This window comes from Rhodococcus sp. P4_F3_2, from assembly GCF_056401335.1.
In genome coordinates this window covers 1-23,889 of sequence record NZ_JBFUJN010000004.1, presented here as the reverse complement: position 1 = coordinate 23,889, position 23,889 = coordinate 1, and the positions used below count along the sequence as shown (strand labels likewise).

The following is a 23,889-nucleotide window of genomic DNA, read 5'->3' as shown; positions in this document are numbered from 1 at the left end:
GACTTCGACGCATTCAGCGCAACGACTGCGGTGTTCAAGACTTCATCGGGACCAGTTCTACGATCGGGATCGTGCGAGATGTCTTGTTCTGGTAGGCGGTGTAACGCCCCTTGTTCACGGCGTCGAGTGTCGACCACCGTCGCGCGTAATCCGGATCGGTCGGCAGGGTGACGCGCGCGCGAACTCGTGTACTGCGTAAGCCGATCTGCATCTCGCACACGGGTTGTGCGGTGAGGTTGGCAAGCCAGTCAGGTGGCTTGGCTGCTCCTCCGGCGGAGGCGACCACCAGATAGGTTCCGCCATCGCGTGCGTAGGTCAATGCCGAAACTCTCGGCAGACCGGATTTGCGACCGAGGGTGCGTATCAGAAGGGTGGGGTTGCCGAAGAGGAGACGGTGCCCGACCAGCCCACCGGTACGCATGTAGATCCATTTGTGGGCACGCAAGATGTGATGATAGATATCGCTCATGACGGTCCTGAAGTTTCTCTCGCAGAGGGATTCTGTCGGTGGCGGCAGCTCACGTTGATTTCCCGCGGTTGCGCTCGAGCATGTGAGGGTCACAGGACCCGCGGCCGTAGACGGCTGGTCGTGAACAACGGAGTAAGTGGGCGTACCGGGACAGGCGGCACCCACACGCCCGGCAGGTCGACGCGGTGCAGCCGAGCTTCGACCACCCGGCCGATTCCCATCTGGTCCAGTGGGTCTCTTTCTGAACCAAACACTTCCAGCGCGAATTCGTCGATGCGCCGTACCTCGAGCACGCTCTCACGTGGAGTGAAGGCGACCAACCAAGGCGGCAGCATGCCCGCGACGCCGACGACATTGCGGTGCGGTCGGGCGAGGATCGGCGGTGGGTCGGTGATGACGTCGCCCACGCGGCCGCTCATGGTGAGCAGCTTGTGCCCACGCCGGGTTGCTGCTGTGCGGATTTCGGTATCGGTGACCGTCCACTCGATCTCACCCAGTTTCTTCGGGTAGCCAAGAAGTTCACGGCCGATGATCAGGGCTACGTCGTCGTCGAGAATCATCCACGGGCAGTGAATTCCGGTGCCCTGCACTGTCTTGATGTGAACGAACAGTCCGGCCTCGTGATAGCCGGGTGACTCGAAATTGTTGTCCGGGAAACAGGCGGTGAACAGGTCGGCGCGCGCCGGTTCGGCCAGCCGTACCCCCGCAGGAAGCCATTGCTTCATGATGTCGGGGTCGATTTCGACGGTGGCGCTGAAGTAGTGAGCGTCGCGGTAGAGGCTGCGCCGCGGATCGCCGAGTGTCAGTGTGCGGCGCAGGTCCGTCCGGAGTGAGYGACCCACAGTCCTGACGGCAGGTTCCCAGCCCATCTCATTTGACCCTTCGGTAGACGGTACGCAGAATCGGCCCGATCAGCCCTCGCGGGGTGTATTGGCCACCGACGGTCTGCAGTTTGGCGAACGCGCCGGGGACCACGCGGCGGCGACCGGCCGCCAGCCCGACGATTGCTGCCGTTGCGGCTTGTTCGGCACTGACCCACAGCGGGCCCGGCAACAGGCCGTCGAGCTTCGGGACCTCTGCTACCTCGGCGTACTCCGTACGTACTGGGCCTGGCGCGAGTAGCGTGCATTGCACTCCGGTGCCGACGAGCTCACTGTGCAGCGATTCGGCGAGGGTGTTAGCGAATGCCTTGCTCGCCGCGTAAGTAGCGTTGTTCGGTCCGGGTTGGTTGCCGGCGGTAGATCCGGTGATCAGAATCGCGCCCACGCCGCGCGCCAGCATGGGTGACAGTACAGCGAGGATGAGGTCGTGCACAGCAACGGAATTCAGTTCGACCTGTTGGCGTTCTCGCTCCGGGTTCGCGGTCGTGAGCTCCCCGTAGGTGGCGAATCCGGCGTTGTTGCACAGTATTGCGACATCTCTGGTCGCGAGCTCGTCACAGAGCTTCGCGCGCTCGGCACGGTCGGACAGATCGACGCTTCGGATCTCGACCTCGATGCCGTAACGCTGGGCCAACCGCGCGGCCAGCTCACGCAATCGATCCTCGCGACGGGCTACCAGGATCAACGAGTATCCGCGCCGCGCCAGGCCTTCGGCGAGGGCGAGACCGATGCCGGAGGACGCACCGGTGACGACAGCTCGCGTGGTTGAGGTGGGTGGGGTAAGGCTCATGGTTCGCTCCTGGGTGATCAGAATTGGGTGAGCGCGCGGGCAGTCACGGCGGTACCAGCAGCGATCAGAGTGCGAACTGCACCCGGTTGACGTACCTGCTCCGCACCTGCCGCAATCCGGCGGAAATTCGCCGCATGCCAGGCGAGTTGGAGATAGGAATTGATTGGTGTGGCGCCGGGCAGCGGAACGCGTGGCGCAGTCGGAAGCACCTGCGGCTCACTGGTCCCGGACAGCAGGTCGGCCGCGATTGTCGGCCGCACGGCGAATGGTCGGCCGAGCCCGATCACATCCACGACGCCCTGAGCGAGCACGTCGCGGATGAAGTCGCGGGTGCGTACACCGCCGGTCAACATGAGCGGCATAGCAGTACGAGCGCGCAGGCTTTCGGCGTAGCGCAGGAAGTAAGCCTCCCGGGCTCGGGTGCTGTCCTGCACGACGCCGGTCATGGCTGGAGCCTCGTAGTTGCCGCCGGAGATCTCGAGCAGGTCGATGCCGGCCTTTTCCAAAGCGAGCGCGACATCGAGCGACTCGTACTCCTCCAACCCGCCGTGCTGGAAGTCTGCTGAGTTGAGCTTGACCGACACAACGGACTCCGGGCCGATGGCTGCGCGAACGTCAGCGATCACCTCGAGCAACAGGCGACTCCGGTTCTCCGGGCTTCCGCCGTAGCTGTCGGTGCGCTTGTTCGCGACAGGTGAGAGGAACTGCGACAGGAGGTATCCGTGCGCGGCATGGACCTGCACTCCCGAAAATCCGGCTGCCACGGCCAGTTCCGCGGTTCGGGCGTAGCGGCGACGTAGGAAGGCGATGTCGCCGAGCGAGAGTTCCCGGGGTTTGCGCAAATTGAATCCGAGCGCCTGCGGCCGCAGTGCCGACGGGCCGACCGGGCGTCGATGCAGTGGTCCCACGGCGACTCGTCCGGGGTGGTTGATCTGCATGACCATCACCGCACCCTCTCGGGATCCTGCCCGGGCCCAGTTGCCGACGGCTTCGAGGTGGCGGTCGTCTTCGAGGGTCACGTTGCGTGGCTCGACGTAGGCGCGACGGTCGATCATGACGTTGCCGGTGATGAGCAGGCCTGCACCGCCTCGTCCCCAGGCGCTGTAGAGGCGGGTCAGGTTCTGGCTGGGTGAGCCGTCGATCGCGGCGAGTTGTTCACTCATCGCGGCCTTGGCGATGCGGTTGGGCAGGGTAACGCCGCATGGCAGCGTGAGTGAACTGGCAGCGGTGCAGGGTGCGTGCTTCTTGGGTGGCATGGTTACTCCTGTTGTTGTGGTGGAGAATTGAAGGTCAGGCGTTGCGGTGCGCGGCAGCGAGGATCGGTCGCCGGATGCTGCCGGGAAAAACAGGCTGCGGGTCGGGAATTGTCGGCGTAGTCGGTGGGTCGGCGAGGGCACCGAGAAGCTTCGAGCGGAGTGTGACCAGTTGGGTCATGATCCGGACCGACCACCGGCCGCGCCGCATTTCCCAGCGCAATTCGGGGCCACCGGCGAGGATTTCTCCGGATGGCTTGGACAGATACGAGTAGAGATCACCGACTGGTGTATGCAGTTGTTGCTGCAGTATCGCGGCCTCGGCGAGCAGGCGTGAACTGTTCATCAGCAGCATCCCTGCACCCGAGCGCGGGGCGACCAGTCCCGCGAAATACAAATTGGCCAGCCCCGGGGCGAAGGTGTGTGACACCAGGCGCGGTTGCCCGTTATCCCATGTGAGCAGTCCGTCGCGCAGGAAGGGGAAGGTGGTCTTGAAGCCGGTAGCCCAGACGATGGTGTCGTATTCGCCGCTAGTGCCGTCGGTGAAATGCACTGTACGTCCGTCGAACCGGGATATTTCCTGCCTGACTGCAATGCGGCCGTGTTTGAGGAAGTAAGGCAGTTGCTGGTTGACTACCAGATCTTGATCGAAGATACGGTGCTTCGGCTTTTCCAGCCCGAAACTGCGAAAACTTCCCATTCCGACAGCAACGATCATTCGGAAGACTATCTCCTGCAACACTTTTGGAACGGGAATCGAGCCCACGTCGAACTTGCTGCTAGGGACACCGAGGACGTACTTCGGAATGAACCAGTAGCTACGGCGCAGTGAAATCTCCGCGGTGCCGAAGGTCAGCGCGGCTTCTACCGCCAGGTCACAACCGGAGTTTCCCGCACCCACCACCAACGTGCACGAGCCGTCGAGGTCAGCAGGGCGCTTGTAGTTCTTGGAATGGATTTGTTTGCCGGTGAATTCGCCCGGGTACGCGGGAATGTTGACATCCCAGTAGTGACCGTTGGCGATCACGACGCCGACATACTCGCGCACCGTGCCGTCTCCGAATTCCACCCGCCACCCGGCTCTTCCCGAAGTATCGAGTGGCGCCACATCGGCAACCAGCGTGTTGAATTCGATCCGGTGATCCAGGCCGAACTCGGCAGCGAAGGCGCGCAGGTACTCGCACATCTGTGCGGCGCTGGGAAAGTCCGGGTAGTCGTCGGGCATCGGATAGTCCGGATACCCGGTGACGTCCTTCGAACTGATCAGATGCGTGGAGTCGTACACCCCGTGCGACCAGTTTCCGCCGATCGCAACGGCGGCCTCGACGTGGTCGTAGTCCAAGCCGAGATCCGCGTAGGCCTTTGCCACCGCCAGCCCGGTGTATCCAGCTCCGATAATGCAGTACCGAGTCACGGTTGCAACCTTCCCTTAAAGCTACAGTCTGTGTAGCTACAGTCAGTGTAGTATTTGCCCAGGCGTTGTTGCATGTCAAGCAACGCCGTGACGGAGAGGCGGCAAACGATCATGACCGAACGACGGAACCGGGCGTATGCACCGCGAATGGCTCCTGAACAACGTCGGGAACAGCTACTGGACGCAGTCCTGCGGGTGATCGTCGAACAAGGCGTCCACAAGGTGTCCATCGACACCGTGGCGAAGGAAGCGGGCGTCAGTCGCCCCGTCGTCTACGGCCACTTCGACGACTCCGACCAACTGCTGCGCGCTTGCCTCGACCGCGAGGAGAACGCAGCACTGACGCAACTCGCCAACGTGGTGCCTCTTCGCACGCAGGACCCGATCCACGCGATGACAGAAAGCCTCGAAGTTTTCCTTACAGCCGTCTTGGCCGCACCCAACCGGTGGCGGGCGGTCTTCCAGCTCGCCGACTCGAGCACGCCAACCTTTCGTAGACGCCTCGAGAACGGCCGCCAGGCGCTCATCGCAGCACTGACGGACTTCGTACGAGCGGCAACACCTCCGGATCGACTTCCCGCCGTCGATGTCGACCTCACCGCCCGCACCATGTATGCACTTTTCTGGGAAGCCGGTCGCTTGGTTTTGGCGGAACCGAAATCCTTTCCACCACAGCGCATTCGCGATTATGCCGACCTCCTCATTCCTGCACTGCCCGCATTCCACGAACCGAACAGGACCCCTGAACGATCTGCATGAGGAAGCGCGAGAACTCCGATCGAACGCTGCCTCCTGGCCCTCGGACGTCCCCGTAGCGTCTTCAGGCGTGTTACGTTCCGGCAGATTGAACGGTCAACTCAGGGGAGCGCGACAAGTGGAGTTCAGCAGTACCGAACCGGACGAACGACGCGAGAATCATTGCCAGGGGAATTCCGAGTTAGTACGCACCCGCGACGGCCGATACCTGCACACGATGGTGCTGCCAGGGCCCCGCAAGCGGTCCGTGACCGTCGTCTTCGAAGCCGGTGCGGCGGCAAGCCGATCCGGGTGGGCTTTGGTTCAACCAGCAGTCGGCAAAATGGACTCGCGCCGTCGTCTACGACCGTTCCGGACTGGGACGCAGTGCCGTCGATGCGCACCCGCGCACGCTACGGCGGATGGCTGACGATCTGGGCAACGTACTCGATCACTTCGGCCCGGGCCCGTTCGTCTTGGTCGGCCACAGCGCCGGCGGACCCATCGTCCGGGCTGCAGCGGCCGCTCACCCCGAACGGATTGCGGGCATCGTGCTTGTCGATCCGACTGGCGAGGCTGCAGACCTGCTGTTCAGCCGGATGTTCCGTCTGATGGAGCGGGTGGCCATCGCAGCGAACATGGTCTTGGCACGAACCAAACTGATGCCGCGACTGTACAAGACGATGACCGACGCTTTGCCGGACGACGCGCGCAGAGATATGGAGTTGGAGGGATTTACCGTCACGATGGTCCGCACGCATGCCTCGCAAACCGAAACCTTCATCGACGACTTGTACAAGTTCAGAGCTGACCCACCCGCGCTCGGCGGGATTCCGGTCACTGTCATCTCCGGCGCGCGAACAGGATCCGGCATGAATGCCACAGTGAGGGCGGCCGCGAATGCTTCCCACGAGTACCGGGCCGAACAATCTCCACAGGGCCGCCACGTCATCGCCGAGCGCTCCGGCCACTATGTCCCCATCACAGATCCGGAAATCATCGCCCAGGAAATACACCGCCTCGTCGATGGCACGCAAGAGTCCTGAACATTCGAGATCAGCGTTGCGTTGAAGCCTGTTGCCACCTCGCGGTTCCACAAACTCCGACAATCTCCCCTTCGTCCAACTACCGTGAAAGAGAGAATCCGCCGAGGTCAGGAGTGATCGTGCCCAAACTGGAGATCAAGAGGAAGTCAGAACTCTCACGGCAGGAAGTCGCCGACCGACTCATCGCCCTCGGCCAAGCCCTCGCCAGCGGATCCGAAGTGGAGCTGGGGTCGGGTGGGGACTCGATCGAAATCAGTGTTCCGGAACAGGTTCGGTGGGAACTCGAGATCGAAGTCGACGGCAACGAAGTCGAGATAGAAATCGAGATTCACTGGCGCGACGACCCTCAGGAAGAATCAGAAGTGAAGTCTCCGACGCCCGCCAAAGCAGTTCGTCGCAGCCGACCGCGCAAGAGCACTGCGAAGTAACTCGTCGCGAACACGGTTGTCAGGTGGTTACGGAGACGCCGACACCTCGAGAGACACAACGCGCAGCAGTGCTCGGAGATCACTTTCGATCCGTCGAAACAGTTGATACACAACGATGAATCCGGCGATCCCGCCCAGACACAGCGCACGGACGGTTGCGTTGAGTTCCTCCCCGGCCCCGGAACCGACAAAACTGAGTCCCGCGATTCCCACCAGTGGAACCGACGCCGCGACTGCGAGGTAACGCGTGCTGCTCCGACCCAACGAGCGAATATCGCGTCCGTCGTCGCTTCGTAACTCGCCGTGTGACAACAAGATCGGATACAGACATCGAACCGAGTAGTACGTCAGGATGAAGAACGGATACGCGACTGCGACGGCGCCGCACACTGCCAGCGACGACATCAGGTGCACGTATGCTCGTTGCGGAATACCTCCGGCGGCAATCTGCAACGCAACTGGATATGCGATACCGGCCAGGACCCACAGACCGAATGCGATCACCACCGCGCGGTGTCCGACGTTCAGCGTCGCGGTACGGGCTTTGTTCAAGACCTCCGCGCTGTACGTCTGACCGTGACGCAGTCCGTGAGGCACAGTGAGCGCAAGCCGGCACCAATACAGGATCGCCGCGGCACCGAGTGAGAACGCGGCCACCCCGATGACCAGATGAACCTGCTCGAGGTGCTGCTGAGCCTGGGGCGAGAGTCCCGAGATGATCAGCATCTTGTTGTAGTAGTAGTTGTAGCCTGCCGCCAGGAGATTCGGAATTCCGATCGCGGCCAGAAGAATCGGCAGTGCCCACTTCCACAACGTCGAACGCGGGCTCCCTTCCGGCGGGTCCACCAGGTTCCGGGCAGACCGGTCCAGGCACAGTGCGAACTGACGGGCAAGCTTTCGTCCGCCAGACCACCTTCCGTCCCTCTCGGGCGAAAGAGACTTCACCAGCACTCGGCGCAGCGCCGGCGGACAGTCGTCCGGTAACCGGGCCTCGGCCGCGGGATCCACCCCACGCCGACGTGCCTCGAGCGCCTTCTTGGGCGACGGTGGGTTCTCCCCCGTGCCGTCGTCCGTGAAAAGCCTACTCCCGGTGAGGAGTTCCCACAGCATCACGCCGAGTGCATAGATGTCGCTACGGGTGTCGAGTGTGCCGGGAGACCCCACGGCACAGGCCTCCAACTGCTCTGGAGACATGTAGGCAAGCGAGCCTCCGACAAAACATGCTGCATCCTCGGTCGAAACCTCCTCGCTCGAACTGACGTTGAAGTCGGCGAGTTTGGGAATGCCTTCGACACTGAGAAGTACGTTCGCCGGCTTGATGTCCCGATGTAGTACGCCGTGCTCACGCGCGTATTCGAGGGCGTCGGCCAGTCTCATTCCCATCCAGGCCACGGTCTCCGGCCACGACATCGCTGCGATCTCGCTCCGTAGGCTCGTCTCGCTCGGTTTCATCTCTCCCTTCTTCGCCAGGGTGTGATCGATGGCGTCGAGAAGTAGTTGTCCGGACCGCTGAGCCTGCGGTGTCACGCGGACAAGTTTGACCACGTCGAGCAGGGTCCCGCCTGGCACGTATTCCATGAACAGAACTCGCAGTGCGCGTTCCTCGAGCAGCCGTTGGTCGAAGACACGAACGATGTTGGGATGGTCGAGTTGGGCGAGAGTCTGCGGTTCGACCCCGACGTTGCGCGAGATCTTCAATGCGACCCACCGCTGCATCGAAAGTTGCCGAGCAAGGAACACTCGGGCAAACGCTCCGTGCCCGAGTTCCAACACCAGTTCGAAATCGTCGAGGTGCTGCCCGATCTCGAACTCGTCGAAACCCGAGAGCCCCAACATCATGACATCTTCGCGTCCGGCCATCGAATCACGGTCGAACAACCGCTCGAAACTCTCTGCCTGCAAGGGGAACTCGCTGAGATAGTCGGCTGCTACGACGTTCTCCCCACTCTGCTTCCGCAGCCGGAACTCCTCGTACAGGAGCTCGGCCGGAAGTGGTTCTTCGAGTAGTTCGGGATACTCGGCACAGTAGTCCGTGAGTCGTTTCGGGCGATCATTTTTCAGCCAGCGATACTCCATGTCGATCCCGACCAATTCGATCAACGCCGCCCGACGAATCTTGGCCGGATCGGGCAGATAGTCGCTCAGGTCGGACGGGGTTCGTCCCTCCTCCCAATCCCCGACAAGTCGCCCGAGGCCGTCGGCACCGTTCTGTCGGTCACGCACCACCGGCGGTGCGGACGGGCGCAACTCGGTGACGGTGCCCCGTTCGGTCAGGGGCCCGCTCGCGATTGTCGCGTCAACGGCCTGCGCACCACGTTCATTCATGACACTTCTGTTCCGCACCTCGATCACGATGAATCGGGGTGACTCACTTCAGCGTAACCCCGGCGGTACCCCAGACCCCAGCGAAACTATTGGGGGTGAACCGGCAGATTCGTGCCGATACCGACAAGTACTTCGCGATCTTTGATCTTGACGCGATCACGCCCATACTTCACACCGAGATCACGTTCGGCGGCATCGATGCGAAGCCATCCGTCCCAATCGACGGACACGACGTTGCCGGCCCCGAGGAGCCTCGCGATCCCGCTTCGGTCTGCTCGCCGCTCGCCTACCGAATCCAGCTGGTGCAGCATCGTTTCGACGGTCTGGCGAGCATCAGGCCGCGCCGCGCCGATCAGCCCGGCGGCACCTCGCTTCATCCACCCGGTCACGAACAAGCCCGCAACCGGTGAGCCGCTCTCGTCGACCACAGCGCCGCCCCGATGCGCAACGGTGCCGCGCCCGTGATCGAAAGGCACCCCGACAAGTGGCGTTCCGAGGAATCCGATTGCCCGGTACACAGCGTGAACCGGATAGTCGGTACAGGTGTCCGAAGCGGTGACGTGACCGTAGCCGTCCGGGACTGTCCGCTCGACGCGGAGTGCTTCGACTTTCCCACTGCCGAGAATCTCCACGGGCTGTCGGTAGAAGTGCAGGTGAACTCGACGCTGGGCAGTTCGGTCGGCAGGTGCAGTGTCCGCGAAACCACGGAGTGTCTCGACTGCCAGTCGGGCGTGCACCGACTGCTTTGCCATCCGCTCGATATGCCGGTCCGGTGCGACATCGGCAGCGTCGACGACGACATCGACGCCTGGCAGTTCACCGAGAGCGCGCAACTCGTTCGGGGAGAAGCGAGCGTCGGCTGGTCCGCGCCGGACAAAGATGTGCACTTCGCGAACACGACTGCCTGCCATCCCTTCCCGAACTTCGGCCGATACGTCCGTGGCCTGCAGCGATTTCGCCTCGGCGAGAAGCATTCGGGTGACATCGAGTGCGACGTTGCCACCTCCGATCACCGCAACCGATTCGGCGTTCAGCGGCCACTGCAGCGAACTGTCCGGGTGATCGTTGTACCAACCGACAAAATCGGCGGCCCCGAATGAACCGGGAAGCTCGACGCCTGGAATGTCGAGTAGTGCATCCCGCGGCGCACCGGTTGCAATGATCACCGCGTCGTAGGAAGAGCGTAGGTCCTCGACGGAAAGGTCCTTTCCGATCTCTACGTTGCAGAACAGCCGGAAGTCACTGGCGACCAGCACGGTGTGCAGAGAATCGACGAACTTTTCGGACTCGGCGTGCCCTGGGGCGAGACCGTAGCGCACGAGTCCGTACGGCGTCGGTAGACGCTCGAACATGTCTATCTTGGTGCCAGGAGCCAGTTCAGCGAGAGCGCCGGCAGCGTGGATTCCCGCCGGCCCCGCTCCGACGATCGCGACCCTGAGCGGTGGTGAGAAAATCCGGGGCGCCGCCGGCGGGGATACCGCTGAACCTCTAGCGTTGATCATGCCCCGAGGCTAGGACCTCAACTGCGCTGGAGATCAAGTCCGCTTTTCAAAAACCCGCTTTTCAGTAACCCGCTTTTCAGTAACCCTGCTCGGCCGGCTTGTGCTCGGTTGTGTAGCGGTAGAAGTCCGCTAGTTGGAGTTCACCGGCCGCTGCCTCGTCGACGACGACTGTTACGTGCGGATGCAACTGAAGTACCGATGCCGGGCAGAACGCCGACACCGGACCTTCAATCGCAGCCCGGACCGCGGGGGCTTTGCGCGCCCCCTCCGCAATCAGCACAAGATGCTTTGCATCACTGATGGTTCCGAGACCCTGCGTGATCACGTGATGCGGCACATCGGCTGGGTCTGCGAAGAACCGCGCGTTGTCGGCGCGGGTCCTCTCGGTCAAGGTCTTCACTCGGGTACGCGATGTGAGTGAGGAGGACGGCTCGTTGAAGCCGATGTGCCCGTTGAGACCGATGCCGAGAATCTGCACGTCGATGGGACCGTTGTCGACGATGGCAGCGTCGTAACGCCGTGCAGCTTCACTGGGATCGGCGGCTCCCCCATCGGGGCTGAACACTCGCGCATTGTCGATGTCGAGGTGATCGACGAGTTCCGTGCGGATGGTGTGCGCGTAGGACTGCGGCTGATCGGGCGTGAGACCTACGTACTCGTCGAGAAGATACGCGCTCATCGCCGCGAACGACACTCCCGATTCTCGATGCCGCTTGATCAGCTCCCGATACGTGTGCAGCGGTGACGATCCCGTCGCGAGGCCGAGCGTCCGGGCTCCGTTTTCGATTGCGCCGCAAACGATGTCGGCAGCGAGTCGCCCGCCGTCTTCCGGACTGGGAACTATGACGATTTCCATTCAGGCTTCCTCTCTGCTCTTGCCGGCTCCGACGATGGCTTCGCGTACGGAACCCGAAGCGCGATCCAACAATTCGGATGCTTCGGCGAAGTCGCATTCGGCCAACAACATGACGACCGCTGCCTTCACATGACCGTCGGCATTCTCGATGGTCTCCGAAGCGATCTCGGTATCCACTCCGGTGGCTGCCGCGACGATCCGGTTTGCACGATCGACCAGTTTGGCGTTGGTAGGCCGAAGGTCGACCATCAGGTTGTGAAACGCCTTGCCGGAACGGACCATGCTTGCCGTCGAAAGCATGTTGCACACCATCTTCTGTGCAGTCCCGGCCTTGAGCCTCGTCGATCCGGTGAGGATCTCGGGGCCGGTCTCCACTTCGATGGCCACTCCGGCGTGCGAACTCATTGCCGCATTTCGGTTGCACGAGACTGCCACTGTTGCGGCGCCGAGTGCGCGGGCATGATCAAGTCCCCCGATGACATAGGGAGTACGACCACTCGCCGCCAGACCCACCACGACGTCCGTGGCGTTCAACGAGATTGCGTCGAGGTCGGCCCCAGCCGCTCGCGGATCGTCCTCTGCTCCCTCGACGGCGTTCAGAAACGCTCCCGGGCCACCGGCGATGATTCCGATCACCTCGCCTGGATCGGTCCCGAAAGTCGGAGGGCATTCCACCGCGTCGAGCACTCCCAGACGCCCACTGGTCCCAGCTCCCAGGTAGATCAGCCGACCACCTTGTGCCCGAGCGGTGACGATCGAATCGACTGCGGCTTCGATGGCCGGTAACACCGCCGCGACCGCGTCGGCCACGATTGCGTCCTGCTGGTTCATCACCGTCAGCAGATCCGACACCGACATGACGTCGAGATCGCGGGTGAGAGGGTTCGGTCTCTCGGTAGACAGCATGTCCAATTGCATTGTGGCGAGTCCTCCTCGATCAAATTTCACTACGACGACTCCTCGTCAGTAATCACAGCGACGACTCCTCGTCAGTGACGCTTCGAAGCAATGGCATCATGACTGCGTTGCAGCGCAGACAGGGCGCTCGGCAGCGAGTGCGCGACCATCGCAAAAATTGTGTCGACTACCAATAGCTGGCCGGTGCGGCTTGCCATTGCTGCCGACCGGAAACCGAATTCTCTACCGGCAGTGAGTAGAACGTGGTGTGACTGCACAGCGAGCGTCGACCGCGCCCCGCCGGTGATCGCGGCCGTCGACGCCCCGGTACGACGGGCAAGGGCAAGCGGTTCGACCACATCAGAAGTCTCGCCGGAATGCGAGATTCCCACTGCTATGTCGTCCGGTCCGAGCAAACTGGCGCTGACCATCGCTGCGTCTCGGTCGAGATGAACCCGGCAGTTGACGTCGATACGCGAGAGCTTCAACGTGAGGTCTTGCGCGACGATGCCTGACGCGCCGATGCCGTACACCTCGACCCGGCGGGCGGATCGAATCCGCGACACCACTTCTTCGAGTGCAACAGGGTCAGTCAATTGTGCTGTGCCCTTGAGTTGTTCGGACTCGAACTCGGCGAGTTTGGCCATGACTTCACTGGCAGAGTCGGCGGCAACGATGTCCACACCGAGTGGAATCGAATCACTTGACGCGGAACCGCTGATGGCCGCCAATGCCAGACGAAGCTGGGGATACCCCTCGAAACCGAGCCTTTTGGCTGTGCGGACCACTGTCGCCGTGCTTGTCGACGCTCGTTCGGCAAGATCGTTGACCGTCAGTGTGGACGCCAGGCTGGGGTCGGCTTCGATGATTTCGGCGATCCGCAGCTCGGCAGGTGAGAGGCTGCTCAGTGATGCGCGAATACGAGCAAGCAGGTCGACGGACGCCGGAGCACTCCGGTCCAAAGTCATAACGCCTCGATTCGCATCGTTTTCGGAGCTGACGGCACCGATGTGATTCTAGGCAGCCCACGGCTTCCTGGCGTCAAAGATCCGAGCACACTGGCGTGACGCGCACCGGTGCACGACGCAATACTGCCGGGCAATCCGTGTGCGGTGAGGAAGCCGAGAACCGCGAAAGCCAATGCTTCCTTGATGTCGGAGGTGACTCCGAGTTCGTCCGAAGAGACAAGCGCGATGTCGCCCAGTTCGTCACGGAGCATCGCCATCAACGTCGGATTCTTGGTGCCACCACCTGACACCACCACTTCGGTGGCCGCGAGTGCTTTGACGGAATCGGCGACGGTCCGGGCCGTAAGTGCAGTCAGAGTCGCGACGATGTCTGCCAGAGACAACGACTCGTAGCCCCGCAGAGCGGCGAGCAGATAGTCCCGATGAAACAATTCTTTGCCCGTGCTCTTGGGAGCGGGCTGCGTGTAATACGGTTCGCTCAGTAGATGTGCGAGCAGATCGACGTTCGGCGTGCCGGCTGCACCCAGCGCGCCACCGAGGTCGAACCACTGCTCCCCCGCAGTGAATTCGCTTACCGCCGCGTCGATCAGCGCATTTGCCGGGCCGGTGTCGAAGGCAATCGGTACTGCGGGACCATCTGCCGTCGTACCGCCGCCACCCGGAGCAGTGACGTTCGCGATGCCACCGAGATTGAGCGCGACGGAACCCGAAGTTCTTCCGTTGAGCCACAATACGTCGAACGCGCTGACAAGTGGTGCGCCCTGACCACCCGTCGCCACGTCGCGAGAGCGCAGGTCCGACACGACGGTGCATCCGGTCTTCTCGGCTATCCAGGCCGGCTGCCCGAGTTGGAGAGTGCCCCTTACTTGCGCTCCTTCGACCCAGTGGAACATCGTCTGCCCATGTGAGGAGATCAATTCCGCACTGCCGCCACACAGTTCCGCGTTCGCCCGCGCAGCCACGGCCGCGAATGCCTGCCCGATCTCGGTGTCGAGTTGGCAGATCTGACCGACAGTGGTGGACGCAGGCGGTACCGCAGCGGCCACCGCTGCCCGCAACTCACCGGAATATGGTTCGCTGACCATCCCCAGTGGGGTCAGCACAAGAGTGTCCCCGTCGATCCGGATATCTGCTGCGGCAGCATCGATAGCGTCGTACGAAGTACCGGACATCAGGCCGATGACTCTCATGAAATTTCCCTTACTCGGATCGTTTCGGCATTCGGGCAAGCTGCGGTCAGTCGACGAGTGCCCGCTTGTGGGCATTTCCTCGCAAGGTACTCAAAGCGATCGCGCTGACGGCGCACGTTGCCATCACGAAGTAGGCCGGAATATCGAGATTGGAAGTTTCCTTGATCAGCCATGTGATTATCAGACCGGCGCAGCCCGAAAAGACCGCGTTGGACAGGGAGTATGCGAGTCCTAATCCGGTGTACCGGACCGAGGTGGGGAACATCTCGGAGAGCATGGCGGGTCCGGGTCCGGCGACAAGTCCCACTGCGGCGCCGGCGGCAAACACTGCAAATCCCTTGGCGGTCAGAGACGTCTGCTCATTCTGCAGGACGTTGAGCAGCGGCAACGCAAGGACCAAGATCAAAACGGTGCCGGTGAGCATGACCGCGCGTCTCCCGATGCGATCACTGAGCCCGCCCGCAAGCGGAATCGTCACCGCGAAGCCGGCATTGGCAAGTACCGAAGCAACCAGTGCCTGATGGAATGTCGCGTTGAGTGAACTCTGAAGATAAGTCGGCATCACGACGAGGAACGTGTAACCCGCCGCAGACCAGCCCATCAACCGACCGATGCCGAGCAGGATCGCCCTGGCGGTCTCGCCGACGGTCGGCTGCGCTACCGGCGTCGCCGCATCAACTGTCGGTTCGGACTGGACTGCGCGGGCACGCTCGAACGACGGCGTTTCTTCGAGTCGGAGCCTGAGCCACAGGGCAACCAGGCCCATCGGAAGTGCAAGGAGGAACGGGATGCGCCAGCCCCAGTCGTTGAGCTGACCGGAGTCGAGAACTGTCGCGAGGAGCGCCGCGATTCCGGCACCGGCGAGCAATCCGAGCGCGACCGTGAACGATTGCCACGACCCGTACAGTCCGCGTCGTCCCGGGGGCGCAAACTCGGTCATCACCGACACCGCGCCGCCGAACTCGCCTCCGGCCGACAATCCCTGGAGGATCCGAAGGACCGTCAAGAGCAGCGGTGCCAGAATTCCGACACTCTCGTAGGTGGGGAGCACACCGATCAGGGTCGTCGCACCCGACATCAGCAGAAGAACGATCACCAAGGTGGGGCGTCGGCCGATGCGGTCACCGAGTCGACCGAAGAGTGCGGCCCCCACTGGGCGGAAGAAGAAGGCCAGCGCAAACGACGCGTAGGTCTTGATCAGGCTTTCGAGGTCGCCGGAGCCGTCGGCGCTGAAGAAGTTCGACGCGATGATCGTCGCGAAGAACCCGTACACACCGAACTCGTACCACTCGATGAAATTTCCGACGGAGCCGGCGACGAGCGCCCTGCGCCGTTTGAGCTGCGCACCATCGTTCCGTGTCTGCACTGTGATGCCCATGCCGTCCTCCGTTGACGAAACCCGAATATGCAACAAAGTTTCATCTGAACGGAGTAGAAATGTCAAGAAGTTTCACAATTGGGTTTTCGTGGGTCCCCGAATCCCTACGCTCCTGCGAACGTGAATGCCTCCGCCCGTTCGAACTGGTCGGTGGAGTCTCCGGAGTAGACCGTGCTCTCGTTCGGGCCCAGCCCGAGCTTGCGGACGGGCGTCCCCTCCCCGAGATCCATCGACGCCACATCCACCCAGAACGTATTCGGGGTCATCGCGGACTCGAAGAAATAGAGCGCGCGTTTGTGATCGACCACCGTACGCCAGCGGGTCGACGAGATGTTGGGCTCGTCTGGAGTCGAAATACCCAGCGGCACCGAGACATTGCGAATGACACTGAACGTCGACGCCAACGCGGACCGCGGATCGTCCGTCTGCGGTATCGCATCCACGTAGAACGACGCGCGGGCGAATCTGTCAGCGGCACGGTTCGTTCCGGGCAGCATCACAGTCCCGTTGATCTGCTTCCAGTACTCGTTGACCGCGAGTTGCTGATCGAAGATCGGAGAATTTGTCATCACCTGGTACTCACGGCTGTGATGAATAGTCGCGCGTCCACCGACGTATTCGATGATCGCACTGTCTCCCCTAGCATCCGAGAGTGACATGTGAAGGGTAGCGAGACGGTCTTCACCGGGAACAGCAGCAGTCACGACGGTGAACGGTTCCGCTGCCAACACCTCGACTGCTTCCTGAACTGTCGCAAAACAATCCAGAACATACTGCGCCCACGCTGCGATGGACAGACCCGGAGTCGAGCCGTCGTATGCCGGGTACTCGGACTCGACCAACCACAAGAGATTTGCAGACAGTCCTGCCTCGTTGACCCCATCGGTTGTGCACATGTCGTAGGCCGTTGCGACAACACTTCCGTATTTCGACGTCCACTGAATCGAGTTCGGACCCGCGCAACCCTCGCGCGTCATGCCCCGCGGAAATGCCCAGAGATTGGTTCCGAGATCGACCTTCCAATCCATCGATCGAGCAGTGATCACAGTGTCGTTGGGCCCCAAGTAGACCAAGCGTGTACACATCGAAAACTATCCCTTCCTCACGGCGTGACGATATTGAAACTGGGATCGAAGGTATCCAGCAGCCCTCCCAATGTCTCCAGCGCCGATTCGTCTCCGGTGAGCGAAATCTTCCCGGCTTTGGCAAGTTCCGCAGCCGCGCCCGGTTGCAGAAGTGCGCCGATCAGTGCAGCTTTCGGCCCGGACACCGTCAGTTGCGTGTTCGACGCCGCTCCCCGGCGGGCATTGAGGACGCCGCGCCTGACCCAGGCCGTCCAGGTCTCGTCGTCGTGATCGGTGAACACGAAATCGATGTGGAGGTCGACGTCAGTTGCCTTGTCTCCGATGAGATGCACTGCTACGAAGTCGAACAAGATATCGATGGGCATCGCGAGGACGCTGTCTTCGCTCGCAGTGATGTACGGCGGGGGTTGCGAGCCCTCACGCAATTCCAACGCTGCCGAAAGGTAGATACCTCGCCACTGAGGTCCCTCGGCTTGATACCCCATCTGCTCGTAGACGTCAGCCTGAAGGTTCTTCGCCTCGGTGTTCTCCGGTTGAGCGAACACCAACTTGTGCAGGATCTCTGCCGCCCACCGGTAGTCTGCGGCGTCGAATGCTCGCTTACCCTCATCCAGGATCTTCTGCGCCCCAAGGAGATCGACGAACCTCTTCGCCGACTCGACCGGTGGATGTGGATGAAGCGTCACCGGATCGCCGTCCCACATTCCCAATTCCTTGGTGTACACGGCACGCACGTCATGATGCAAAGTTCCGTGGTAACCGCGGTTGTGCCACTTGCGGCCGAGTTCCTCGGGTAGCTCGATCACCTCGGCAGCTTCGAGCGGCGTGTATCCCTTGTTCGCCAGCCGGAGCGCCTGGTCGTGAATGTATTTGTAGGTATCCCTTTGTGATTCGATGAAGCCAACGAGGTTCTCGTTGCCCCACACCGGCCAGGTGTGCGGTCCGTAGTGAACCGCCGCGTCGTCGCCCCACCGTTCCAAAGTCTCGTCCAGGTATCGCGCGAAATTACGGGCATCGCGGGTACGCGCACCGCGCAGGGTCTGGATGTTGTGGAGTGAATGATTTGCGTTCTCCGCACACGTCAGTGCGGCGAGTTCGGGGATCCAGATGTGCATCTCCTCCGGAGCCTCGGTATCGGGTGCATAGAGGAATTCGAACTCCAGACCCGCGATTTCTCGCTTCGTTCCGGTTTCGGTGATGCCGTCGGTGGGGGAAATATACGAGATCTGAGGGCCTTTGGTGCTGAGCACGCCGATCCCGCACGAGACCGCCCCTTTCGGACCGAGGTCGAGCAATCCGCCGAAGGCATAGAACGACCGCCTCGCCATGGCATTGCCGGCGACAACATTCTCGCCGATTGCGAACTTGTCGAACGATGCGATCGTGCCCGGCGCGATGATCGGCACCTTTCCCGATGCAACGTCCTCGACGTCGATAATGCCTTTGACTCCGCCGTAGTGGTCGATATGGGTGTGCGTGTAGATGATCGCTGCAACCGGCTTGTCGCTGACGTGCTCGCGAATCATCTTCATGCCCTGGCGCGCTGATTCGACTCCCGCCATGCAGTCGATGATGATCAGGCCTTCGTCACCCTCGACGACCGTCAGGTTTGCGATGTCGTTGTTTCTCACCTGGTAGAGGCGATCCGTCACCTGGTAGAGCCCACCCCGGCGAATGACCTGACTCTGGCGCCACAAACTGGGATTGACGGTGTCCGGCGCCGGAACGTCGTCACCGATGTACGCCAATGCCTCGGGGTCGAAGACCACATGCCCGTCGTCGCCGAGAACATTGCCAGGCAACGGTGCGATCAAGCCACGATCCGCGTCGACAAAATCTTGCCGGTCATCCATGGCGTACCGCGTGACCGCTTCGCGGTTCACCGCCACGGTGGCCGGTGTTGCGTCCTTAGGTGTCTGGCACATGGCTCTCCCCGCTCGGATACGACGATCAGATACCCCATAATCTCTATCCGGCGGCAGCGGCGTTGGAATCACCCGCGCAGGGTGAACTCACGCTCCTCACCCCTTCGTCTTCTCGGAACCTCCCGACGCCAGGGCGATGACAAGAACCACGAGCCCACAGGCGACAACAAGGATCCAACCCGCTCTCGATGCCTCGGCGATGTCTGATTGTGCGCTGCCTGCGATCATGCCGCCGGCCAGCGCCACACCGAGAGCAGCGCCGAACTGCCTTGCACTGGAGGTGATCCCGCCGGCAAGGCCTGCCTGCGCTCTCGGTAGTCCGTTGACGGCGGTGTTGGTGATCGGAGCATTCGAGAAACCGAAGCCGATACCGAGGAACAGGTACGCAATTAGCAACGTCGCAGTGCCTGTGCTGTTGTCGAGAGAGACCAGGCACAGTCCGCCGAGCGCGGTGAAGCTTCCGGCGATCAGCAACGGCAATCGTGCACCGAAGCGCCCGACGAGAATCCCCGACAACGGCGCACAGATGGTTGCCGCGACTGCCATCGGTAGTGTCATCGCGCCCGCGGCGGCGGGAGTCATTTCACGCGCCTGTTGAAGGTAGAAGGTGCCCAGAAGCAGCGTCGCGTTGAGAGCCACGAACACCACGATCGCGCCGAGGACTGCCGCGGTGAACGGCCGGTGCCGAAACAGCGAGGGGTCCATGAGCGGCTCGCTCTTTCGCGATTCGACGCGGACGAACGCTGCCAGCGCGGCAGCGACGGCGACGTAACCCGCGATTGCACCGGAGGCCAGCCACCCGATTCGTGGGCCTTCGATGAGCAGCGCCACGGATCCGCCCACGACGACCATCAGAAGCACCTGCCCCGGTAAGTCGAGACGTCGAGGTTGTTCAGCCCGGGACTGCGGTACGAACACCGCGGTCAGCACAAGAACGACTGCGATGACGGGCACGTTGATCCAGAAAACGGATCTCCAACCGAAGCTCTCGATGAGGACTCCGCCGACTATCGGTCCTGCTGCCATGCTCAGACCGAAGACCGCAGCCCACACGCCGATCGCCTTGGCTCGCTCCTTCGGGTCGGTCATCACGTTGACGACGATCGCCAGGGCCACCGGACTGAGCATCGACCCACCGACTCCCTGCGCGATCCTCGCCGCAATCAGAACTCCCACCGACGGGGCCAGCGCGCAGACGATCGACGCCACCCCGAAAACGACCAGTCCGATCTGGAAGATCCGCCTTCTACCGAACCTGTCGGCCAGGGCGCCGGACGAGATCAGCAAGCTCGCCAAGACGAGTGTGTACGCGTTGACGATCCATTCGAGACCAACGGTTCCGACGCCGAATCCCTCCCCGATCGCGGGGAGAGCGACGTTGACGATGGTCGTGTCCAACCCGACGACGAACAAGCTCGTGCAGCAGATGGCCAGAATGCCCCACCGGCGGCGTGCGTCAAGTCCGATCACTTGCGGTTCGTCGATCCCGCTCGAAGGTTTCATCTCGGACTCCATCTCTCGAAGTGTTCTGCCGTGCTCGCCAGTCGAAAGGATCGTCGCAACCCAGCCTGCAAAGCCGGTAAGAAATTTGCAGAAACTGCAAAGATGAGCGCATGGACGCCGAACTCGAGCAGTTGCTTACCGATATCGGGCCGAGACTGCGAACGCTTCGTCGGGATCGCGATTTGACCCTCGAGGCCCTGTCCGACGCCACCGGCATCTCCGTCAGCGCACTGTCGCGACTCGAATCGGGTAAGCGTCGTCCCACCCTCGATCTGCTGTTACCGCTCGCGCGTGCTCACCGGGTCGCGCTGGACCAACTCGTCGGCGCTCCCGCCACGGGCGATCCTCGGGTCCATCTCACCCCGAGTCGACGCAAGAACGGCAGTGCCGTCGTTCCGTTGACGCGCTATCCGGGCCGGGTGCAGGTCTTCAAACAGGTGATCGGTCCACGTCCACCGAAGCTCGTCACCCACGCCGGCTACGAATGGCTCTACGTCCTCGCTGGGGATCTGCGTCTCATTCTGGGTACGAACGAGGTTGTCCTGCACCCCGGTGAGGTCGCGGAGTTCGACACCGCCGAGCCCCATTGGTTCGGGCCCGCCGATGAACAGGTCGTGGAGATCTTGCATCTGTTCGGCCCGCAGGGCGAAAAGGCGCACGTGCGAACGAAGGCAAGAACTGCTGCTGCGCATGACGCAGTTCCCGAAAGTTAGACCACTGCATGCGTTTTCAGTCGGTTCGACAGTGTATGAGCGTACTCGAGAAGTAGCGTTCCCAACTCGGCATGACGCGTGGGCCGAAAGCGAGTTTCCACTCCGGTCAGGCTCAGCGCCCAGTCCGGGCGCCCGTTGCGGTCGAACACCGCGGCACCCATCCCCCAGCTTCCCTCGACGATGAGGGCTGGATTGACGGCATAGCCGGTGACACGCGTCGACTCGATTCGCTCGCGGATTGATGCCTCACTGTGGATCTCACCCCATTCCGACTCCAGATTCACTCGGGCGAAATAGTCGTCGACGTCCCGCGTCGGTAGGTGACTCAAGATGGCAAGCCCCGCCGACGCGACCCCCAACGGGAATCGCTTCCCCTCGTGCAGCACGTGAGATCGCAGCGGAAAACTGCCTTCCTGACTCAAGATGCAGACGGTCTCGTCGCCGCGACGTGCCGAGAGGAATGCACTCTCCCCCGTGACCCGGGCGAGGTCGTCGATGATGTCGCGAGCGCGGTCGGTGATGTCGTACCGATTTCCGGCCGCGGCGCCCAGGAGGTACAACTCCGGGCCGAGAGACCACCGACCGGTTCGTGCGTCACGGTCGACCAGTCCTTCGGCAGCCAAAGACGTGAGCAGTCGGTGCGCGGTGGGCCGAGCGAGGCCGGTGACCTTGCCCAATTCAGTGGTGGAAATGCCCGTTGGCTCAGAGGCGCCGAGGGCTCGCAGAAGTGCCGCCACCCGCGCGACCATGGCCGGTGATTGCTCGTGAGTAGGCATGAGTTCATCCTAGCGTCCATTCAGTGAACGAATTTTCTTCAGATGGTCAGCAGTCGATCAGTTCTGTCTTGATATTCAAGATCCCTTGAACCTGTGAACTGGAGATAGTTCACTGGATAGCGAAGTGAGTGAGTGTCTACTCAATGAACGCTTGGCAGGGAGAAAACATGACAGCAAAGGTGTACGAGTCCGCGGCGGACGCGGTCGCCGACATCGTCGACGGAGCAACGCTGGCCGTCGGCGGATTCGGTTTGTGCGGCATCCCCGACGTATTGATCGACGCGATCGCAGCAACGAGTGCAACCGACCTCGAGGTGTTCTCCAACAACTGCGGCGTCGACGATCACGGTCTCGGAATCTTGCTGAGCGCCGGACGTATCCGACGGGTGACCGCGTCGTACGTCGGTGAGAACAAGGAGTTCGCCCGGCAGTACCTGGCCGGCGAACTCGAAGTGGAACTGACGCCGCAGGGCACGCTCGCCGAGCGTCTGCGCGCCGGCGGAACCGGAATCCCCGCATTCTTCACACCGGCCGGAGTGGGTAGCCCCATCTCCGACGGCGGAATGCCCTGGCGCTACGACGCCGACGGCTCGATCGCTATTGCGTCGCCTCCGAAGGAGACTCGCGTCTTCGGAACCAAGCGTTACGTGATGGAAGAGGCGATCAACGCCGACTACGCACTCGTGCACGCTGTTCTCGGCGACACCGACGGCAACCTCGTGTTCGACAAGACCGCGATGAACTTCAACCCGCTCGCCGCGATGGCGGGACGGGTCACCATTGCTCAGGTGGAACGTCTGGTCGAGCCCGGTGAAATCGACCCGGCATCGGTACACCTGCCCGGAGTCTTCGTGCAGAGAATTGTGCACACCGGCCCTCAGAACAAGCGAATCGAAAAGCGAACCGTCAGCGCTTCGGAAGGAACCTCACGATGACCGCACCAGTGACAGTGACGGGTTGGACGCGCCAGCAGATGGCAGCGCGGGCGGCTGCAGAGATGATCGACGGCGAGTACGTCAATCTCGGAATCGGTCTTCCCACACTGATTCCCGGATACCTGGGCTCGGACGTTCGTGTGGTCCTGCACTCGGAGAACGGAATTCTCGGCACCGGACCGTATCCCACCGAGGACAACGTCGATCCTGACCTCATCAACGCCGGCAAGGAGACCGTGACCGTCAATCCCGGTGCGGCATATTTTGATTCGGCCCTCTCGTTCGGGATGATCCGCGGCGGCCACATCGACACCGCCGTTCTCGGCGGCATGCAGGTGTCGAAGACGGGTGACCTCGCAAACTGGATGGTCCCCGGCAAGATGGTCAAGGGCATGGGCGGCGCAATGGACCTCGTCCACGGTGCCCGGCGTGTCATCGTCGTCATGGAGCACAACGACCGCGACGGCAACCCCAAGATCGTCGACGCATGCACCCTGCCCCTGACCGGCCAGGGCGTGGTGAATCGGATCATCACCAACCTCGCCGTCATCGATGTGAGCGACGAAGGCCCACTCGTCCTGCGTGAACTCGCCCCCGATGTCAGCGTCGAAGACGTTGTCGCCGCGACCGGCACCGAACTGAAAGTTGAACTGGCATGACCGACACGACCACTGTGATTGTTGCGGGAGCTCGTACCCCGATGGGTCGACTCCTCGGATCGTTGAAAGACCTCTCCGGGTCCGACCTCGGCGGCATCGCCATCAAAGGCGCCCTCGACAAGTCCGGAGTCGCCCCCGAACAAGTCGACTACGTCATCATG

The 23,889-nt window shown here is 62.1% G+C and carries 23 protein-coding genes; 7 read left to right on the top strand and 16 right to left on the bottom strand.

The genetic code is table 11. The features are described 5' to 3' along the window. Window positions 1–34: 34 nt before the first annotated feature. From AC1DWA_RS05300 to AC1DWA_RS05280, 5 genes are all read right to left on the bottom strand, one after another. Complete coding sequence (locus AC1DWA_RS05300; protein ID WP_166812289.1) at window positions 35–469, bottom strand: nitroreductase/quinone reductase family protein; 435 nt, start codon at window positions 467–469, stop codon at window positions 35–37. 89 nt (window positions 470–558) lie between these two features. Then, the gene (locus AC1DWA_RS05295; protein ID WP_477916500.1) at window positions 559–1,311 is read right to left on the bottom strand and encodes an acetoacetate decarboxylase family protein; all 753 of its coding nucleotides are present in this window, start codon (window positions 1,309–1,311) and stop codon (window positions 559–561) included. Window positions 1,312–1,339: 28 nt separating this feature from the next. Further along, window positions 1,340–2,140 (bottom strand): SDR family NAD(P)-dependent oxidoreductase, encoded by an 801-nt coding sequence (locus AC1DWA_RS05290; protein ID WP_197941423.1) that lies wholly within the window; start codon window positions 2,138–2,140, stop codon window positions 1,340–1,342. Window positions 2,141–2,157: 17 nt separating this feature from the next. Beyond that, a complete protein-coding gene (locus AC1DWA_RS05285) occupies window positions 2,158–3,396 on the bottom strand; it encodes an NADH:flavin oxidoreductase/NADH oxidase family protein (RefSeq protein WP_197941422.1) in 1,239 nt (412 codons plus the stop codon). Window positions 3,397–3,430: 34 nt separating this feature from the next. Continuing rightward, entirely contained in the window at window positions 3,431–4,807 is a 1,377-nt protein-coding gene (locus AC1DWA_RS05280) for a flavin-containing monooxygenase (protein ID WP_477845718.1), read from the bottom strand. 111 nt (window positions 4,808–4,918) lie between these two features. Here AC1DWA_RS05280 and AC1DWA_RS05275 point away from each other — a divergent pair, with 111 nt between their 5' ends. The 3 genes from AC1DWA_RS05275 (at window position 4,919) to AC1DWA_RS05265 (ending at window position 7,016) form a co-directional block, all read left to right on the top strand. Next, window positions 4,919–5,566, top strand: coding sequence for a TetR/AcrR family transcriptional regulator (locus AC1DWA_RS05275; protein WP_232253148.1), 648 nt, complete (start codon window positions 4,919–4,921; stop codon window positions 5,564–5,566). A gap of 266 nt (window positions 5,567–5,832) precedes the next feature. Continuing rightward, window positions 5,833–6,588, top strand: coding sequence for an alpha/beta fold hydrolase (locus AC1DWA_RS05270; RefSeq protein ID WP_477845717.1), 756 nt, complete (start codon window positions 5,833–5,835; stop codon window positions 6,586–6,588). Between the two features lie 119 nt (window positions 6,589–6,707). Next, window positions 6,708–7,016, top strand: coding sequence for an amphi-Trp domain-containing protein (locus AC1DWA_RS05265; RefSeq protein WP_095971946.1), 309 nt, complete (start codon window positions 6,708–6,710; stop codon window positions 7,014–7,016). Window positions 7,017–7,043: 27 nt separating this feature from the next. On the opposite strand, the gene AC1DWA_RS05260 is transcribed toward AC1DWA_RS05265, so the two are convergent. From AC1DWA_RS05260 to AC1DWA_RS05215, 10 genes are all read right to left on the bottom strand, one after another. After that, a complete protein-coding gene (locus AC1DWA_RS05260) occupies window positions 7,044–9,341 on the bottom strand; it encodes a serine/threonine-protein kinase (RefSeq protein ID WP_477845716.1) in 2,298 nt (765 codons plus the stop codon). An 86-nt stretch (window positions 9,342–9,427) separates the two neighbouring features. Further along, window positions 9,428–10,843: an FAD-dependent oxidoreductase gene (locus AC1DWA_RS05255; protein ID WP_477845715.1), complete on the bottom strand. Its 1,416-nt coding sequence runs from the start codon at window positions 10,841–10,843 to the stop codon at window positions 9,428–9,430. Between the two features lie 76 nt (window positions 10,844–10,919). Beyond that, on the bottom strand, window positions 10,920–11,699 hold the full coding sequence (nagB, locus tag AC1DWA_RS05250; RefSeq protein WP_172933202.1) for a glucosamine-6-phosphate deaminase: 780 nt from the start codon (window positions 11,697–11,699) through the stop codon (window positions 10,920–10,922). Continuing rightward, on the bottom strand, window positions 11,700–12,617 hold the full coding sequence (gene murQ, locus AC1DWA_RS05245) for an N-acetylmuramic acid 6-phosphate etherase (protein WP_070797291.1): 918 nt from the start codon (window positions 12,615–12,617) through the stop codon (window positions 11,700–11,702). It lies immediately after the preceding gene. Window positions 12,618–12,688: 71 nt separating this feature from the next. Further along, window positions 12,689–13,564 (bottom strand): MurR/RpiR family transcriptional regulator, encoded by an 876-nt coding sequence (locus AC1DWA_RS05240; RefSeq protein WP_042950990.1) that lies wholly within the window; start codon window positions 13,562–13,564, stop codon window positions 12,689–12,691. After that, window positions 13,561–14,754, bottom strand: a complete 1,194-nt coding sequence (locus AC1DWA_RS05235; RefSeq protein ID WP_477845714.1) for an anhydro-N-acetylmuramic acid kinase — start codon at window positions 14,752–14,754, stop codon at window positions 13,561–13,563. The genes AC1DWA_RS05240 and AC1DWA_RS05235 overlap by 4 nt, the downstream gene beginning before the upstream one ends. A gap of 46 nt (window positions 14,755–14,800) precedes the next feature. Further along, window positions 14,801–16,132 (bottom strand): MFS transporter, encoded by a 1,332-nt coding sequence (locus AC1DWA_RS05230; RefSeq protein WP_029254645.1) that lies wholly within the window; start codon window positions 16,130–16,132, stop codon window positions 14,801–14,803. Window positions 16,133–16,236: 104 nt separating this feature from the next. Further along, complete coding sequence (locus AC1DWA_RS05225) at window positions 16,237–17,217, bottom strand: linear amide C-N hydrolase (RefSeq protein WP_019747534.1); 981 nt, start codon at window positions 17,215–17,217, stop codon at window positions 16,237–16,239. A 17-nt stretch (window positions 17,218–17,234) separates the two neighbouring features. Beyond that, window positions 17,235–19,142 carry an alkyl/aryl-sulfatase gene (locus AC1DWA_RS05220; protein WP_046378066.1) on the bottom strand — a complete coding sequence of 636 codons (1,908 nt, stop codon included), beginning with the start codon at window positions 19,140–19,142 and terminating at the stop codon, window positions 17,235–17,237. A gap of 96 nt (window positions 19,143–19,238) precedes the next feature. Beyond that, window positions 19,239–20,645 carry an MFS transporter gene (locus AC1DWA_RS05215; RefSeq protein ID WP_069146271.1) on the bottom strand — a complete coding sequence of 469 codons (1,407 nt, stop codon included), beginning with the start codon at window positions 20,643–20,645 and terminating at the stop codon, window positions 19,239–19,241. Window positions 20,646–20,755: 110 nt separating this feature from the next. Here AC1DWA_RS05215 and AC1DWA_RS05210 point away from each other — a divergent pair, with 110 nt between their 5' ends. Then, window positions 20,756–21,358 carry a helix-turn-helix domain-containing protein gene (locus tag AC1DWA_RS05210; protein ID WP_030535889.1) on the top strand — a complete coding sequence of 201 codons (603 nt, stop codon included), beginning with the start codon at window positions 20,756–20,758 and terminating at the stop codon, window positions 21,356–21,358. Here AC1DWA_RS05210 and AC1DWA_RS05205 read toward each other — a convergent pair. Then, complete coding sequence (locus AC1DWA_RS05205) at window positions 21,355–22,134, bottom strand: IclR family transcriptional regulator (RefSeq protein ID WP_030535888.1); 780 nt, start codon at window positions 22,132–22,134, stop codon at window positions 21,355–21,357. The two genes, AC1DWA_RS05210 and AC1DWA_RS05205, sit on opposite strands and share 4 nt — an antisense overlap. 167 nt (window positions 22,135–22,301) lie before the next feature. On the opposite strand from AC1DWA_RS05205, the gene AC1DWA_RS05200 reads away from it, so the two are divergent. From AC1DWA_RS05200 to AC1DWA_RS05190, 3 genes are all read left to right on the top strand, one after another. Further along, window positions 22,302–23,069 carry a CoA transferase subunit A gene (locus AC1DWA_RS05200; protein WP_153211317.1) on the top strand — a complete coding sequence of 256 codons (768 nt, stop codon included), beginning with the start codon at window positions 22,302–22,304 and terminating at the stop codon, window positions 23,067–23,069. Then, window positions 23,066–23,728, top strand: a complete 663-nt coding sequence (locus tag AC1DWA_RS05195) for a 3-oxoacid CoA-transferase subunit B (protein WP_020906493.1) — start codon at window positions 23,066–23,068, stop codon at window positions 23,726–23,728. The genes AC1DWA_RS05200 and AC1DWA_RS05195 overlap by 4 nt, the downstream gene beginning before the upstream one ends. Continuing rightward, window positions 23,725–23,889, top strand: a 165-nt coding sequence (locus AC1DWA_RS05190) for a thiolase family protein (protein WP_477916530.1), incomplete at its 3' end; no start/stop codon positions are given. The genes AC1DWA_RS05195 and AC1DWA_RS05190, both read left to right, overlap by 4 nt.

What these genes read in the sequence shown, in the direction of transcription:
- AC1DWA_RS05215 (WP_069146271.1), bottom strand. Translation starts at nt 20,645, where the DNA reads ATGAAACCTTCGAGCGGGATCGACGAACCGCAAGTGATCGGACTTGAC.
- AC1DWA_RS05235 (WP_477845714.1), bottom strand. Translation starts at nt 14,754, where the DNA reads ATGAGAGTCATCGGCCTGATGTCCGGTACTTCGTACGACGCTATCGAT.
- AC1DWA_RS05220 (WP_046378066.1), bottom strand. Translation starts at nt 19,142, where the DNA reads ATGTGCCAGACACCTAAGGACGCAACACCGGCCACCGTGGCGGTGAAC.
- AC1DWA_RS05290 (WP_197941423.1), bottom strand. Translation starts at nt 2,140, where the DNA reads ATGAGCCTTACCCCACCCACCTCAACCACGCGAGCTGTCGTCACCGGT.
- murQ (WP_070797291.1), bottom strand. Translation starts at nt 12,617, where the DNA reads ATGCAATTGGACATGCTGTCTACCGAGAGACCGAACCCTCTCACCCGC.
- AC1DWA_RS05275 (WP_232253148.1), top strand. Translation starts at nt 4,919, where the DNA reads ATGACCGAACGACGGAACCGGGCGTATGCACCGCGAATGGCTCCTGAA.
- AC1DWA_RS05225 (WP_019747534.1), bottom strand. Translation starts at nt 17,217, where the DNA reads ATGTGTACACGCTTGGTCTACTTGGGGCCCAACGACACTGTGATCACT.
- AC1DWA_RS05205 (WP_030535888.1), bottom strand. Translation starts at nt 22,134, where the DNA reads ATGCCTACTCACGAGCAATCACCGGCCATGGTCGCGCGGGTGGCGGCA.
- AC1DWA_RS05230 (WP_029254645.1), bottom strand. Translation starts at nt 16,132, where the DNA reads ATGGGCATCACAGTGCAGACACGGAACGATGGTGCGCAGCTCAAACGG.
- AC1DWA_RS05255 (WP_477845715.1), bottom strand. Translation starts at nt 10,843, where the DNA reads ATGATCAACGCTAGAGGTTCAGCGGTATCCCCGCCGGCGGCGCCCCGG.
- AC1DWA_RS05300 (WP_166812289.1), bottom strand. Translation starts at nt 469, where the DNA reads ATGAGCGATATCTATCATCACATCTTGCGTGCCCACAAATGGATCTAC.
- AC1DWA_RS05260 (WP_477845716.1), bottom strand. Translation starts at nt 9,341, where the DNA reads ATGAATGAACGTGGTGCGCAGGCCGTTGACGCGACAATCGCGAGCGGG.
- AC1DWA_RS05200 (WP_153211317.1), top strand. Translation starts at nt 22,302, where the DNA reads ATGACAGCAAAGGTGTACGAGTCCGCGGCGGACGCGGTCGCCGACATC.
- AC1DWA_RS05285 (WP_197941422.1), bottom strand. Translation starts at nt 3,396, where the DNA reads ATGCCACCCAAGAAGCACGCACCCTGCACCGCTGCCAGTTCACTCACG.
- AC1DWA_RS05240 (WP_042950990.1), bottom strand. Translation starts at nt 13,564, where the DNA reads ATGACTTTGGACCGGAGTGCTCCGGCGTCCGTCGACCTGCTTGCTCGT.
- AC1DWA_RS05210 (WP_030535889.1), top strand. Translation starts at nt 20,756, where the DNA reads ATGGACGCCGAACTCGAGCAGTTGCTTACCGATATCGGGCCGAGACTG.
- nagB (WP_172933202.1), bottom strand. Translation starts at nt 11,699, where the DNA reads ATGGAAATCGTCATAGTTCCCAGTCCGGAAGACGGCGGGCGACTCGCT.
- AC1DWA_RS05195 (WP_020906493.1), top strand. Translation starts at nt 23,066, where the DNA reads ATGACCGCACCAGTGACAGTGACGGGTTGGACGCGCCAGCAGATGGCA.